The organism is Bacteroidales bacterium, from assembly GCA_014860575.1.
Classification (GTDB): Bacteria; Bacteroidota; Bacteroidia; order Bacteroidales; family JAAYJT01; genus JAAYJT01.
In genome coordinates this window covers 189,162-204,287 of the sequence record JACZJK010000005.1, presented here as the reverse complement: position 1 = coordinate 204,287, position 15,126 = coordinate 189,162, and the positions used below count along the sequence as shown (strand labels likewise).

General features: G+C 43.5%; 9 protein-coding genes and 2 tRNA genes. 5 read left to right on the top strand and 6 right to left on the bottom strand.

What is annotated here, in order from left to right:
- The first annotated feature begins 109 nt into the window (after positions 1 to 109).
- Both IH597_01260 and IH597_01255 read left to right on the top strand, forming a co-directional pair.
- Positions 110 to 182, top strand: a tRNA-Gly gene (locus tag IH597_01260).
- 97 nt (positions 183 to 279) lie between these two features.
- Positions 280 to 366, top strand: a tRNA-Leu gene (locus IH597_01255).
- Positions 367 to 598: 232 nt separating this feature from the next.
- Here IH597_01255 and mutS read toward each other — a convergent pair.
- From mutS to panB, 3 genes are all read right to left on the bottom strand, one after another.
- Positions 599 to 3,202: a DNA mismatch repair protein MutS gene (mutS, locus tag IH597_01250; protein ID MBE0661066.1), complete on the bottom strand. Its 2,604-nt coding sequence runs from the start codon at positions 3,200 to 3,202 to the stop codon at positions 599 to 601.
- Between the two features lie 353 nt (positions 3,203 to 3,555).
- The gene (locus IH597_01245) at positions 3,556 to 4,257 is read right to left on the bottom strand and encodes an RluA family pseudouridine synthase (GenBank protein MBE0661065.1); all 702 of its coding nucleotides are present in this window, start codon (positions 4,255 to 4,257) and stop codon (positions 3,556 to 3,558) included.
- A gap of 175 nt (positions 4,258 to 4,432) precedes the next feature.
- Positions 4,433 to 5,245 (bottom strand): 3-methyl-2-oxobutanoate hydroxymethyltransferase, encoded by an 813-nt coding sequence (gene panB / locus IH597_01240; protein ID MBE0661064.1) that lies wholly within the window; start codon positions 5,243 to 5,245, stop codon positions 4,433 to 4,435.
- Between the two features lie 223 nt (positions 5,246 to 5,468).
- Between panB and IH597_01235 the strand changes: the two genes are divergently transcribed.
- The 3 genes from IH597_01235 to IH597_01225 all read left to right on the top strand — a co-directional run bounded on the left by IH597_01235 (position 5,469) and on the right by IH597_01225 (position 10,303).
- Entirely contained in the window at positions 5,469 to 6,458 is a 990-nt protein-coding gene (locus tag IH597_01235; GenBank protein MBE0661063.1) for a DUF4249 family protein, read from the top strand.
- 264 nt (positions 6,459 to 6,722) lie between these two features.
- Entirely contained in the window at positions 6,723 to 8,633 is a 1,911-nt protein-coding gene (gene dnaK / locus IH597_01230) for a molecular chaperone DnaK (GenBank protein MBE0661062.1), read from the top strand.
- Positions 8,634 to 8,758: 125 nt separating this feature from the next.
- A complete protein-coding gene (locus IH597_01225; GenBank protein MBE0661061.1) occupies positions 8,759 to 10,303 on the top strand; it encodes a hypothetical protein in 1,545 nt (514 codons plus the stop codon).
- 501 nt (positions 10,304 to 10,804) lie between these two features.
- On the opposite strand, the gene IH597_01220 is transcribed toward IH597_01225, so the two are convergent.
- From IH597_01220 to IH597_01210, 3 genes are all read right to left on the bottom strand, one after another.
- Positions 10,805 to 12,853, bottom strand: coding sequence for a thioredoxin family protein (locus tag IH597_01220; protein MBE0661060.1), 2,049 nt, complete (start codon positions 12,851 to 12,853; stop codon positions 10,805 to 10,807).
- Positions 12,854 to 12,922: 69 nt separating this feature from the next.
- Entirely contained in the window at positions 12,923 to 14,257 is a 1,335-nt protein-coding gene (gene tilS, locus IH597_01215) for a tRNA lysidine(34) synthetase TilS (GenBank protein MBE0661059.1), read from the bottom strand.
- A gap of 73 nt (positions 14,258 to 14,330) precedes the next feature.
- The gene (locus tag IH597_01210) at positions 14,331 to 15,089 is read right to left on the bottom strand and encodes a leucine-rich repeat domain-containing protein (protein ID MBE0661058.1); all 759 of its coding nucleotides are present in this window, start codon (positions 15,087 to 15,089) and stop codon (positions 14,331 to 14,333) included.
- Positions 15,090 to 15,126: the final 37 nt, after the last annotated feature.

The following is a 15,126-nucleotide window of genomic DNA, read 5'->3' as shown; positions in this document are numbered from 1 at the left end:
ATTGAACTTATCATTGTAACAAACAGCAAGTAAATTTTTTTCAGTGATTTTTTGTCAAAAAGAAAATCATTGTATATTTGCAGCCCCGAAAGGGAATGCTCATTAAAAAGCGAAAGTAGCTCAGTTGGTAGAGCACGACCTTGCCAAGGTCGGGGTCGCGGGTTCGAGTCCCGTCTTTCGCTCAAATCCCGGTAAAAGCCGGGATTTTTTGTTCAGGCACAAAAATTTGATTAATTAGCACAGGCATTGTATTTTTGTGCCGCTATATAAGTTCTTAAAGCCCGGGTGGTGAAATTGGTATACACGAAGGACTTAAAATCCTTTGGCCTCGCGGCCGTGCGGGTTCAAGTCCCGCCCCGGGTACCAGAAGCAGGAGTAATTCCTGCTTTTTTATTGCGATAATATCGCTTCCAGCGATCCTATCGCTAAAACCAGCCTTACTGCAATAGACATTCAATTTATAATTCTCTCTGAAATATATTTTCCCTTATTTTACTTTCCGTAAATTTCATTCTCTGGTCTTGTGTGATGATAATTAATCCAGTGGTACACAAACCATTGTTTAAACTATCTGCTTTGCCTTTTATCAGACATGCATTCATTTCTTCCCAATCAACATCCTGATCTCATTTAGTTTCATCAGCGCCTCAACCGGTGTGAGCGTGTTTATATCGGTGTTGAGAATGTCTTCGCGGATTTGTTCCAGTAATGGATCATTCAGTTGGATAAAGCTTAACTGGTATTGGTCGGATGCTTGTTTGCCTGTTTTTCGTCCCTTGCTTGTAAGTGTTTCATGGCTGTGCGATTGCTCCAGTTGCTTCAGCAATTGGTTCGCACGATCTATTACAGTTGAAGGAATCCCTGCCATACGGGCTACATGTATCCCGAAACTGTGTTCGCTTCCGCCAGGCTTAAGCTTGCGCAGGAATATCACTTTATTGCCAAGTTCTTTTACTGCCACATGAAAATTCTTGATGCGCGGGAATGAAGCCGCCATTTCATTCAGCTCGTGGTAGTGAGTGGCAAACAGGATTTTGGGGTTGAACAGTGGATGCTCATGCAGATATTCTGCGATGGCCCAGGCAATGGAAATTCCATCGTAGGTGCTGGTGCCACGGCCTATCTCGTCGAGCAGGATCAGGCTGCGGCTCGAAACATTATTGAGAATGCTTGCTGTTTCATTCATTTCCACCATAAAAGTGGACTCACCAGACGAGATATTATCAGATGCTCCGACCCGGGTAAAAATCTTATCAACTACGCCGAGGGTCGCTTCACTGGCCGGAACAAAACTTCCGGCCTGCGCCATCAGCACAATCAGCGCTGTTTGCCTGAGCAAAGCCGATTTTCCGGACATATTCGGCCCGGTGATAATCATTATCTGTTGGGTTTCATGATCGAGGTAAACATCATTGGCAATGTATTCTTCTCCTGTTGGCATGTGTTTTTCGATCACCGGGTGCCGCCCTCCTCGAATGTCCAGCGCCCACGAATCATTCATTACCGGCCGTGCATAATTGTTTTCAATAGCAATGGCAGCAAATGATAGCAGGCAATCAAGGCGGGCAATCAGCGATGCATTGAGCTGAACCGGTTCGATATAGTCAGAAAGAGCCAGCACCAAATCATCAAACAAGCGTTGCTCGAGAGCGAGGATCTTTTCCTCAGCGCCAAGAATTTTTTGTTCGTAAACTTTAAGTTCTTCAGTAATATAGCGCTCGCCATTCACCAGCGTTTGCTTACGGTGCCATTCAGGCGGGACTTTATTTTTATGCGTGTTGGTAACTTCAAGATAATACCCAAAAACGTTGTTGTAGCCTATTTTCAGTGAAGCTATACCTGTGTTCTGAATTTCCCGCTGTTGGATCTGAACCAGAAAATCTTTTCCTGAATACAAGAGTTTGCGCAGTTCATCAAGTTCGCTATTCACGCCATCGGCAATCACACCGCCTTTTTGAACCTGCACCGGAGGCTCTGTTTGAACCTCTTTTTCGATCCGGGTGCTGATAAGTGTACAGGGGTTCAATTGCTCAGCAATAATTTTGAGCGCTGCCTTACCTGATGAAGCCAACACTTCCCTGATCGGGATCAGCGCATCAAGCGCTCTCTTCAATTGCACAACTTCACGGGGGTTCACACGGCGTACTGCCACTTTAGAAATCAGGCGCTCCAGGTCGCCGATCACTTTGATCTGCTGATTCAAAACCTGTACAACTTCCGGATGCTGAATGAAAAACTCCACCATTTCATGTCTTTCCTCAATGGGCTTGCGGTTTTTCAGCGGCAGCACAATCCAGCGTTTCATCATGCGCGAACCCATCGGAGAAATGGTTCGATCCATTACATTGAGCAAAGTAGCGGCATTTTCGTTCACTGAGCTGATCAGCTCAAGATTTCGGATCGTGAATTTATCGAGCCAAACGTAGTTTTCTTCTTCGATGCGCGAAATCTTGCAGATATGTTCCACCTTGTCATGGTGTGTTTCGGCGAGGTAATGCAGCGCTGCACCGGCAGCAATCGTGCCCTGGTTCTGCTCATCAATTCCAAAACCTTTCAAGGATACCGTTTTGAAATGTTTGAGTAAGAGTTCGTGGGCAAAGTCGAAGGTAAAAACCCAATCTTCAAAAGTATTGGTGTAAAACTTGTCGCCAAATAGTTCGGCAAAACGATGGCGTTTGCTTTTTTGAATGATGATTTCGCTGGGTTGGAAAGCCTGAAGAAGTTTATCAATATATTCGTTCGAACCTTCGGCAAGATAAAACTCACCGGTGGAAACATCCAGGAAACTTATACCGGAAGTGACAGGTTGAAGATGTATGCTGGCCAGGAAATTATTTGCCTTATGATCCAGCGTTTTGTCGTTGTAGGAAACGCCGGGGGTTACAAGTTCTGTTACTCCGCGCTTTACTATTGTCTTGGTTAGCTTTGGGTCTTCAAGCTGATCGCAAATGGCAACCCGCAGTCCCGATCTTACCAGCTTCGGTAAATAGGTATCCAATGCATGATGTGGAAAGCCGGCCAGTTCAACATAAGAAGCAGCGCCATTGGCCCGCCTTGTGAGTACAATACCAAGTATTTTCGAGGCTTTGATGGCATCTTCGCCGAAGGTTTCATAAAAATCGCCCACCCTGAAAAGCAACAATGCATCAGGATATTTCGCCTTGATGGAGTAATACTGCTTCATCAAGGGGGTTTCAACCATATTGCCTTTCTGACCTTCTTTCACAACCTGCTGCTTTTTATGGCAAAGTTATCAGAATCTGGCTAAATCTGCCAGTATTTTTTCTCTGCTTTTGGATTGTGATGCAGTGTTACAGTGATGCAGTAGGAATGGAGTAATGGAGTGATGGAGTAATGGAATCGGATGGCTGAGCCTGTCCAAGTCTGGAGTAATGTTGTGATGCTGTAATGCAGTGAAACAGTGATGCAGTTGTGCAGTAGTTTAGTGTGCAGATACTTGACTACAGAAAGCTATTGAAGATTATCTGGCTGATTGAGTGGGAAGTTGATAGGCTTTGAATAAGCAATGGTCGGCAAGATAAAGCTGGGATTGTGTTAGCCAAGAATGTTTTCAAAATACTGCCACAGTGGATCGGATGGAACCGGCGCTATGATATTGAGCGCTTCGCCTGAAACTGGGTGAGCAAACATCAACTTTCGGGCGTGAAGGTGAATTGAAGCATCCTCATTGGGGCGGGGGGCGCCGTATTTCAGATCGCCCTTTATCGGGCAGCCACTGATGGAAAGTTGTGAGCGGATTTGATGATGACGACCGGTGAGCAATTCTACTTCAAGTAAATGGTAATGTTCGCTTGAGGCAATGAGTGTATACTTTAGCTCTGCCCGTTGTGAATCTTTTCGTGGAGTGGCAAAAGCATAGGATTTATTTTTCTCCCGGTTGCGCGACATGAAATGAATTAACGTTCCTTCATCAACCGGTGGGCGGTTCTTAACAATGGCCCAATATATTTTTGTGATCTCATGATCCTGTAGCATTTGGTTCAGGCGTGCAAGGGATTTTGAAGTGCGGGAAAAAATAACCGCTCCGGTTACCGGTTGATCGAGCCGGTGCGGAAGGCCCAGATAAACATTCCCGGGTTTGTTGTATTTTACTTTGATGTAAGCTTTGGCTTTATCCAGTAAGGGTTCTGTTCCTGTTTTATCGCCCTGCACAATATCGCCGGCACGCTTGTTTAACACGAGCAAATGATTGTCCTCAAAAAGAACACGCAGGCTTATATAGTCAATTTCATCCATTTGGGCTTAGTTGAATATTGGGGAAATGGAGTAGTGGAGTATTGGAGTATTGCGGTGTTGAGTAGTTAATTCGTTGTTCTTTGAATTTTGAGCTTTGGATTCTGGTCTTGAGTCTTGGGATTTGGGGCTTGGGATTTGAGACTTTGAATTTTGAACTTTGGCCTTTGGATTTAAATCAATATTGCTCCCTTTCATTTGGAAACTCCAGTGACTTAATGTCCTTGATATAGGTTCGCACGGAACCTTGAATTTCTTCACTGAGATTATGATAGCGGCGTAAAAACCTTGGTGAGAATTCCTGTGTGATCCCGAGCATATCATGTAGAACCAACACCTGCCCATCAACGTACCTGCCTGCTCCAATGCCAATTACAGGGATCTTTAACGCATTGGCTACATCTCCACCTAGTTTGGCTGGTATTTTTTCAAGTACCAACGCAAAACAACCCGATTGTTCAAGAAGATGCGCATCTTCAACAAGTTTTTTTGCTTCGCTTTCTTCGGTTGCCCTCACCACATAGGTTCCAAACTTGTGTATGGATTGGGGTGTCAGGCCCAGGTGCCCCATCACGGGTATTCCTGCTGAGAGGATACGGTCAATGGATTCAAGTATTTCTTTGCCGCCTTCAAGTTTCACAGCATCAGCGCCTGTTTCTTTCATGATACGGATAGATGACGACAGCGCTTCCTTTGAATTGCCCTGGTAGGTTCCAAAAGGCATATCAACCACCACGAACGCCCTTGTTACAGCCCTCACAACTGAACTGCCATGATAGATCATCTGATCCAGCGTAATAGGCAGCGTACTGTTATGCCCTGCCATTACATTTGAAGCGGAATCCCCAACAAGGATCACATCAATGCCGGCAGCCTCAACAAGCCGTGCCATTGAAAAATCATAGGCTGTTAGCATTGAAATTTTTTCACCTTTCAGCTTCATCTCCTGAAGCACATGGGTGGTAACTTTTCTGGCAATTACTTTAGTCATGCGTCAAATTATTACTGATGTTTAGTTCCCCGATGATTACGCCAACTACGATGGCGATAATTAAACAAGTTTGCAAAGGTAGCAAATCGGTATGCGTTTGCAGAACTTTCCGGTATTTCCATTCATTTTTATCATAAACCCAGGCATTCAGCGTTAATGGAAAATGAAGCTAATCTGATTATTGCTACCTTTGCAAACCTATATCGCTATCTCAATAATATTTATGAAAAACTACCAGCGCCTCATTCTTCTACTCTTCATCCCCTTGCTTTGGGTTTCGTGCGAAACTGATTTTGACCTCAATGCCGAATGGAAAGATATTACCGTAGTTTATGGTATTCTTAATCAAAATGAGGACACCCATTATATCAGGATCCAAAAGGCTTTTCTCGGACAGGGAAATGTATTGCAAATGGCGCTGGAAGCCGATTCAAATCTCTATCCGAACAATCTCGACGTGGTGATCCAGGAATGGAACGACGCTACCCTGGTTCGAACCCTGCAACTTGATACCATAACAATTAAGGACAAAGAATCCGGTATATTTTTCTCCTCTAATCAACCGCTGTATTTTAGAGAAGCAACTCTTAATCCGAACTATAAATATAAATTGGTAATTACCAATCTCAGTACTAATAAGGTAATTACATCGGAATGCGAACTAGTGGGCGATTTCGGCATAACCACACCGGCTGCGAATACCCAGATCAACTTTAATATTCCTACTAATCCGACAAAAACATTTGCCTGGAGACCGGCAAAAAATGCCGGACGCTACCAGATGATCATGCGTTTCAATTATCTGGATGTTGATGTGGGAACCAACGATACAATCGCAAGACATATTGAATGGTTCTCGCCCATAGTAAAATCAGGAAATACAAGTGGTGGTGGTGATATTGAGATCAGGTTCACCAACGAAACATTTTTCAGTATGGTTGAAACCCAAATCCCGAAACTTGAAAATATTATCCGTTACCCCGTAAATGTCGAACTCATTTTTTATGTGGCAGCCACCGACCTAAGCACTTATATTGAAGTGAATGAACCATCTTCGAGCCTGGTTCAGGAAAGACCGGAATATACAAATATTGAAAATGGCCTTGGTGTTTTCAGCGCCCGCTATGATAAGACTAGTGTGCACCGTATCCATTTCCAAACCATTAACCGGCTAATGGAAATGGATGGCCATAATTTCCAGTGGGTTCCTTAATTGCCTCATAGTTTCTGACTAATTGTCATTCATTCCACTTTCATCTACGATCCGGAATTTTAAACACTTCCCTCATTTATTGACTCTGTAAAATCAGCTAAGCGACTGGTAATTAATTTGTTTTGACTAAAGCCATCCTTCGTAAAAGCAAGCTCGCACATATGAAATGCCAATGCGAATATTGCATAGGAGGCAGCTTGGCACAATCATTGACTTGGGTAACGAAACCTGAAAATATTTGTTAATCAGAAAAGATAATTTACTATGGGAAAAATAATCGGAATTGACCTCGGAACTACAAACTCCTGCGTTGCCGTAATGGAAGGCAGCGAACCAGTTGTGATACCTAACAGCGAAGGCCGTCGCACTACACCCTCAATCGTCGCTTTTACCGAAAACGGAGAAAGAAAAGTCGGAGATCCTGCCAAACGTCAGGCCATCACCAATGCAAAAAAAACCGTTTTTTCAATCAAAAGGATCATGGGCGAAACATTTGACAGGGTTCAGAAAGAAGTAAAGCGCGTACCTTACGTTATTGAAAAAGGTGACAATAATACGTCCCGCGTCCGCATTGATGACAGGCTTTATACGCCCCAGGAAATTTCCGCAATGGTGTTGCAGAAGATGAAAAAGACCGCTGAAGATTATTTGGGTCAAACAATAACTGAAGCAGTTATTACCGTGCCTGCATATTTCAGTGATTCGCAACGCCAGGCTACAAAAGAAGCCGGTGAAATTGCAGGGCTTACTGTTAAACGAATCATTAACGAACCTACAGCCGCTGCCCTTGCTTACGGCCTCGATAAAAAAAATAAAGATTTGAAAGTTGCCGTTTTTGACCTTGGAGGCGGAACATTTGATATTTCGATCCTCGAATTGGGCGATGGCGTATTTGAAGTAAAATCAACTAACGGCGATACTCACCTGGGGGGTGATGATTTCGACCAGAAAATAATTGACTGGCTTGCTGATGAGTTTCAAAAAGACGAAGGCATTGACCTTCGCCGCGATGCAATGGCTTTGCAGAGACTTAAAGAAGCCGCCGAAAAAGCGAAGATAGAATTATCAAGCTCAACTTCAACCGAAATCAACCTGCCCTACATTATGCCGGTTGACGGAATTCCCAAGCACCTTGTGAGAACGCTTTCCAGAGCTAAATTTGATCAGCTTACTGAAAGTCTTGTAAAGGCTACCATTGAACCATGCCGAAAAGCCATGAGCGATTCAGGCCTGAAAACATCAGATATTGACGAAGTGATCCTTGTTGGTGGTTCAACCCGAATTCCTTCAATTCAAAAGGTTGTGGAAGAATTCTTCGGCAAAGCCCCTTCAAAAGGTGTGAACCCCGACGAAGTAGTTGCCATTGGCGCTGCCATACAGGGTGGCGTTCTTACCGGCGAAGTGAAAGATGTACTGTTGCTCGACGTAACACCTTTATCGTTAGGTATTGAAACACTTGGCGGTGTAATGACCAAACTCATAGAATCAAACACAACGATTCCTACAAAAAAATCGGAAGTGTTTTCCACAGCCTCTGATAACCAGCCATCTGTTGAGATCCATGTGCTGCAAGGCGAGCGTCCGATGGCAAAAGATAACAAAAGCATCGGCAGGTTCCATCTCGATGGCATTCCACCGGCACAACGCGGTATACCTCAAATTGAAGTTACTTTTGATATTGATGCCAATGGTATTCTGAATGTTGGAGCCAAAGATAAAGGCACCGGGAAATCGCACCAGATAAGAATTGAAGCCACCAGCGGTCTCAGCGATGATGAAGTAAAACGTATGAAAACAGAAGCTGAAGCCAATGCTGAGTCTGACAAGAAACTCAAGGAAGAAGTGGACAAATTAAACAGCGCTGATGCCCTTGTGTTCCAAACAGAAAAACAACTCAAGGAATTCGGCGAGAAGCTTCCGGCAGAGAAAAAGCTACCGATTGAAGATGCGCTAAATAAGCTTAAGGAAGCGCATAAAAATCGAGACATTGCCGGAATAGATGCTTCAATGACTGAACTTAATGCTGCATGGCAGGCCGCAAGTGAAGAAATGTACAAGGCCACACAAGGTCAGGAGCAAGCACAAAATCAACCTGGTTCTGATCAGGGAGCTTCCGAACCCAAAAGCGGAAATGACGAAGTAACCGATGTTGACTTCGAAGAAGTCAAAAACTAATAAACTTAATTATCAAGTAAAGCCGTTCAGTAATAAGAACGGCTTTTTTTTTGCCCTGGCAAATACTGAATAACATAGCCATCTGGGCAGAGTTTTGTACTTTTGGATTCGAACCTGCAAAAACCATGAAGCATTATCTGATAGTTGTAATCGCGTTTCTGCTGAGCTTAATCGTAGCTGGGCAAACTGACAGCCAGCCTGTAAGAATTGAGCTGGAATCCAAGCCAAATACTGAGCCATTCATGCTCGTTCCTATGGCTGGGCATGGCCTGTTGTTAAGCCTTAAAACCAACGAATTTGAAGATCGAAATTCCCGAATATGGGGATTCGGGCATTATGACACTATTTTTGGTCTGCAATGGGAGTTTACCGTGCCTCTGCTTCGGTACCAGGAATACGCGGCTTCATTCCATAATGAGCAACAGGTTTCGTTGATGTTTTATGATTCCCGTGCATCGGCAGAATCCAACCTGCAAATCCTGACTATCAATACTGCATCAAAACAATATCATCTGGTTGACGGAAATATTGATAAACGCTTTGAACCATACCGCTTTACAAGGCAAGGCAATCATTGCTATGTTGGTGTGAACTCAAAGAATGCGTGCAAGGTTTACCGTATTGATATAAAATCAGGCGATTCAATTGAGCTTGAGCTAAATTCTGAGGGAGGTAACTTTATAGAGAACATCAATGTTAATGATAAAACACAGGAGATTATTGTTATAACAAGTTCCAGAAATGAGCGACGCCGCAATGCACTTTGTCTGCATCGCTTCAACAGTGAAGGAAATGAGCAATCATTCACGCAACTTATAAAAAATGACAGCCGGAAGATGATCACCTCTGCTGAATACGTTCCGCTGAATGAAGGTTCTTATATGGTATTGGGCAGTTTTACTTCACAACCTCAAAGGAGAGCTTCCGGTGTAACTGATGCAGAAGGAAGCCGTTCAACCGGCTTTTATAACGTGTTGGTTGGGTTGGATGGCAACAATCCACAAGTACAATTCCATAATTTCAGCGATCTTACCAATCTCGAAAATTACATTCGCGGAACCATTGCAGAACGAAGGCAGCGTTCGCTCAGGCGCTGGTTTCAACGCTCACAAGCAGCAAGTTTTGAACACTACCTTGTGATGCATGAAGTGTTAAAAGCAAATGATGCCTTTCTGCTGGCAGGTGAGGCTTTTACTCCTGACTTCCGCACGGTTACAACCATTGCTTATGATTATTATGGCAGACCGGTGCCCAGGAGCTATTCCGTGTTTGATGGCTACAGGTACAGCCATGGAGTAGTCGTGGCTTTTGACAGCCAGGGTCAGCTAAAATGGGACAATGGAATAGAAATGATCAACATCCGGACTTTTGATCTTTTTCCCAGGCTCGTTCTTCACAACGATGTGGATGGACTGGCTTTGGCTTATAATCATGAAGGTAAAATAGCGTGGAAACTGTTACAGGAAGACACCACGATAACCAACATTTCTTACGCAAATATTGAAACCAGTTATTCAAAAGACAGGGTAAACAGTGAACAAAGCAGTCGCCTGATTAAATGGTATGGGAATTATTTTCTGGCTTCGGGTTATCAGACCATCACCAACAATTATCTTCCTTCACAAAACAAAAGGAATGTTTTTTATGTGAATAAGATTGCGTTTGATTAGGCACGGTAATCTAACTAACCCACATGTTGCATTTTTTGTGATGCAGTGAGGCAGTGCTGCTGTGATACTGTAGGATTGGAGTGTTGGAGTGTTGGAGTAATGGAAGGGATCCAAGCCCCGAGGTACGAGGGGATTGAAGCCCTGTTGTTTATGATACAGTTTCGAGTGTCGGAGTCCCGATGTGCCATTTTAGATGGAGTAAGGGAATTACTCATTCAAAATTCCAGATTTAAGATTCGTAAATACAAGTAACTTATATTTTGGATTGAAATCTTAGACTTGGATTTTGGATTTTGGCTTTGGACTTTAATCCTTGAATGATTGCAGTAATAGAGTGATGCCAGCCCGAACGTGCCGCTTCGGTACGGGCGGGGAGCGTTGTATTTGATTGCCAACCCGTCCGAACGGTGTTCAGCCGGGCGGGCTGCCCATTCATCCCCGAAGGGCTTTTCTCTCAGGGGAGAAATATAGATTCTAGCTGAGCCAAAAGGGGAAAAGCAACTATTGTGCTTGCCTGAAAGCCTCAATTCCCTTGTCCAGGTGGTCGACAAACTGCCCAACATTTGTATTGTAACTATAGGGTTGAGCCAACTGGTTTTCCTGGTGGTCGAGCAAAACATAATACGGTTGGGAATTTACTCCATAGCGCTTTGCCTGAAAATCGCTCCATTTATTACCAATCGTTCTGATTCGCCTTTCCCTACCTCCAAAATCGGAAGTATATTGTTCTTCATCCGATAAGCGTGTTCGATCGTCAACATACAATGAAATGATCACATATTCATTTCGTAACCTCTGCAGCACTTGCGGATCGCTCCACACGGCTGCTTCCATTTTCCGGCAGTTAACGCAGCCATGACCCGTGAAGTCGAGAAATATGGGTTTGCCTACTTTGCGGGCGTATTCAAGGCCTTCGTCGTATTCAAGAAATTTAACCAGCCCATAAGCGCCTTCTTTGGTATGATAACCTTCAGGAAGCAGGCTGGTTTGATTTACTGCGCTGCCCTGCTCGCCTCCCGATGAACGGTTGACATCAAATACCTGTGTGGTAACCGGAGGAGCAAAAGAACTGATGCTTGTTAGAGGCGCTCCCCACATACCCGGAATTAAATAAGCCACAAAAGAGAAAACGATGATGACAAGAAAAATGCGTGGCACAGAAACATAAGGTAAATCGCTGTCGTGGTGGAATTTGATCTTTCCGAGCAGATAAAAGCCCATCAAGGTGAAAATAGCAATCCAGATCGCGAGGAAAACATCGCGGCTCATTAAATTCCACTGTGCAACTGAATCGGCAACGGTGAGGAATTTGAGTGAGAAAGCAAGCAACAAAAATGCCAGCACCACTTTTACTGAATTAAGCCAGCCTCCTGATTTTGGTATCGAACCCATCATTGAGGGGAAAATAGCCAGGAGTGTAAAAGGAATTGCAAGGGCTATTGAAAAACCTGTCATGCCAATCATAGGAGAGAGCATGCTGCCTGAAGTTGCTGCTTCAACCAGCAGCGTGCCAATGATTGGGCCGGTACATGAAAAGGAAACCAACACAAGAACCAGCGCCATCAGAAATACACCTACGAACCCACCGGTTTTTTCTGCCTTGTTATCAATGGCGTTCGTCCAGCTCGACGGCAATTGTAACTCAAATGCACCAAAAAATGCTGCCGCAAAAACGATAAGCAATACAAAGAAAAACAGGTTGAACCAGGGACTGGTTGACAATTGGTTCAGGCCATCGGATCCAAAAATCAATGAAACGCCCAGACCCAGGGTCACATAAATAATCACGATGGAAATACCGTAAATAACTGCATCTCTTCTACCTTTGGCCTTATTGCTTGTATTCCTGATAAAATAACTGACCGTCATTGGGATCATAGGAAAGACACATGGGGTTAACAATGCAAGCAAACCACCCAGCAAACCGGCAAAGAAAATATACCAAAGTCCTCTTTTATCAGTTGACTGATCTAATGGCATTTCTTCAGCGATCGTTATTGCAGTGGGTTGTGCTACTTCTATAGTTTCTTCCTTCAAAGTTTCAGTTGATTCTTCCCCACTATCAGGATTGGCCGGAGTAGTTTCATCAGCAATAAACGCTGGTACAGTTAATTCAAAATCAACGGCAGTAGGAGGAGTGCAATTATTGTTATCGCAGCTCATAAATTCTACATAGCCCGTGACCTTGAAAGCCTCGTTTGTGAGGGGTTTGATTTTTTGCCTGAAAACCGGTTCACCAAGAAAATACTTAATGTCCATTTTGAAGATCTCATCAAACTTCTCCTTTGCATTAGACTCAATCACCTTTCCAACGAGGGTAAAAGAAGCGTTTTCTTCAAAGGTAAAGCTTGTCGGAACCGGTCCGCCTTCAGGAAGATGCTGTGAGTATAGGTACCAGCCATCGTCAATGGTGGCAGTAAAAATAATTTCTGCCTCGTTCAGGCTGGTTCTGTTGGTTGAGAAGGACCATTTTACCGGCTCAAGAATTTGGGCAGCGCTTGATAAAGTTATGGCCACGAAAGTCGAGATTAAAAGCAGTCGGTTAAGCATGGGTTTCGAGTATTAATTATTTTGCAAAAATAGTTTTTATCCCTGAAATGATTGATAAATATACTTGTTTCAATGTAACCATTCAATCATAAATACGGTTTTTGTTGATTGCTTGATCCTGTTTTGCCCGGCAATGCGATAGCCTATGATCCAAAGTATCTGATCGCCGGCATCTGTAAGCAACCATATCTTCTCTTTATCACTTAATGACATCTTATTTGCGATAAAAAAGTCGCTCAGTTTCACATGACCTGACATGCCCAGGGGTTTAAACTTATCACCCTGCTTCCATTTTCGAATCATTAATGGGAATTTGATTGTATCAAAATCCAGGAAGGCCTTGTCAGGATCAGCAAAAGGATGAAAATCAATATTCCTTTCGATGGTCTTAAATTGCAAACAAATGGGATGAACTACCTCTATAGTATCACACTCAACAGTATAACCCGCTTTATCGTCGTCAATTTCATTCAATGATTGCAATATGAAGTTATCCCTGTCCTTGATCAGGCGATGGGTTTCTGACCTGAAGATTTTACCAGGCTGCGCGCTTGTTGCAAGGAAAATTTGCTGCGTTTGGCCGGTGGTGAACCCATATTCCTGCAGAATTTCATGCAGCAGCAATTCAGGGTGACTGCTCTCAAGCAAATTCTGAATAGAGATAATTGTCCCGGATTCCTCATTTCTGATTATGCCAGAACTCAAATGCCCGATTGCTTCCCTGTAGAATGCTTCTGCACTTGAAAGATGTTTCAGATTACTGGCCATCACTTTACGAAACGATGGCTGCAAATCTTCCAATAGTGGAATCAAATGATGCCGGATGCGATTTCGCAGATAATCTGACTTGAGGTTGCTTGAATCTTCTCTGAAGTCAAGCCGGTTTGATTTCACATACGCTTCAATTTCACTCCGATGAAAAGGCAGCAATGGCCGGATGAAAATGCCGGTTCTGACAGGGATACCTTTTAATCCGCCAATCCCTGAACCACGCAATAGGTTAATAAAAAATGTTTCGATCTGATCGTCGAGATGATGGGCGGTGGCTAGAAAATCATAATTGTTGCTGGCCGCAATCTTTTCGAACCATTCGTAGCGCAATTGCCTGGCTGCCATTTGTATTGAAATACTCTCTTTATCAGCAAAATCGCCGGTTGCAAAATGCACGGAATAAAATGGCAATTTGTATTGATCCGTAAGTTCTTTTACGAAGATTTCATCGCGGTCTGATTCATCGCCTCGCAATTTAAAATTTACATGTGCAACACCTATCGCCAGTTCCGCTTTGTTGAGCAGATGCAAAAGCGCAACCGAATCCATCCCACCACTCACTGCAACAAGAATCCGCGATTGCTTTACAATCTTAAGATCCTGGCTTAGGTGAAGTTTAAATTTTTCCCACATCAGGAACAAAAGTAAGACTTTTCAGCGATGCAGGATTGCAGGGTTTAGATATGTTTCAGATTTGCAGGCTTACTCAGAATTTAATTATAATCATCGTCCGGTTGCGCAATAAATGGATACTGTAAGGCAAAACAGTTGTTTGATCAATATAAATTATATCAAGGCTTCTAAGATTTGAGATGCTTTCAGGCACATCAAGTAAAGGACCGCTTCCTGCGATGTCAAGTTCATTCAGGTTACGCAGATTCCCGATTTCAAAGGGCAGAAATGTGAGAAAATTCCTGCCGATGTATAAATGGCGCAGGCGCTCGAGCTGTCCTATTTCGGGTGGGATTTCGTATAATTGGTTCTGACCGAGATACAGAAATTCAAGGTTTTTGAGCATGCCTATTTCTGGCGGAAGTTTTTCAATCCGGTTGTAGCTCAGATCAAGATAATCCAGGTTCGCCAACGAGCCTATTTCGGGTGGAAGGCTATCAATTTCATTGAATTTTAAAGATAAATGTTCAAGGTTTGTTAGTTGGCTTATTTCGGGCGGTATTGTCTTTAAGTTGTTGCTACTGACTACCAACTTCCGGAGTTTGCTGAGCTGGCCAATTTCAGGTGGCAGGCTGCTAATCTGATTTTTAAAAAGGATAAGTTCTTCAAGTTCAGTTAAGGTTGAAATTTCTGCCGGCAGCTCATTAAGACTGCCATAACTTAAATTGAGTTTGGTAACTCCTTTCGGGTTGGCCAATGCCTTTTCGAGCCTGCGGGTAGTGTTACATGACCCGAATATCATCATGGAAACCAAGGCCAGGTTAAATATGATGAATGGCTTTGTGAAAACCATGTGCAATAAATTTAAATTTCAATTGATCGATGTGTAA

Coding starts and splice junctions, on each gene's coding strand:
- mutS (MBE0661066.1), bottom strand. CDS start 3,202: ATGGTTGAAACCCCCTTGATGAAGCAGTATTACTCCATCAAGGCGAAA.
- IH597_01245 (MBE0661065.1), bottom strand. CDS start 4,257: ATGGATGAAATTGACTATATAAGCCTGCGTGTTCTTTTTGAGGACAAT.
- panB (MBE0661064.1), bottom strand. CDS start 5,245: ATGACTAAAGTAATTGCCAGAAAAGTTACCACCCATGTGCTTCAGGAG.
- IH597_01235 (MBE0661063.1), top strand. CDS start 5,469: ATGAAAAACTACCAGCGCCTCATTCTTCTACTCTTCATCCCCTTGCTT.
- dnaK (MBE0661062.1), top strand. CDS start 6,723: ATGGGAAAAATAATCGGAATTGACCTCGGAACTACAAACTCCTGCGTT.
- IH597_01225 (MBE0661061.1), top strand. CDS start 8,759: ATGAAGCATTATCTGATAGTTGTAATCGCGTTTCTGCTGAGCTTAATC.
- IH597_01220 (MBE0661060.1), bottom strand. CDS start 12,853: ATGCTTAACCGACTGCTTTTAATCTCGACTTTCGTGGCCATAACTTTA.
- tilS (MBE0661059.1), bottom strand. CDS start 14,257: ATGTGGGAAAAATTTAAACTTCACCTAAGCCAGGATCTTAAGATTGTA.
- IH597_01210 (MBE0661058.1), bottom strand. CDS start 15,089: ATGGTTTTCACAAAGCCATTCATCATATTTAACCTGGCCTTGGTTTCC.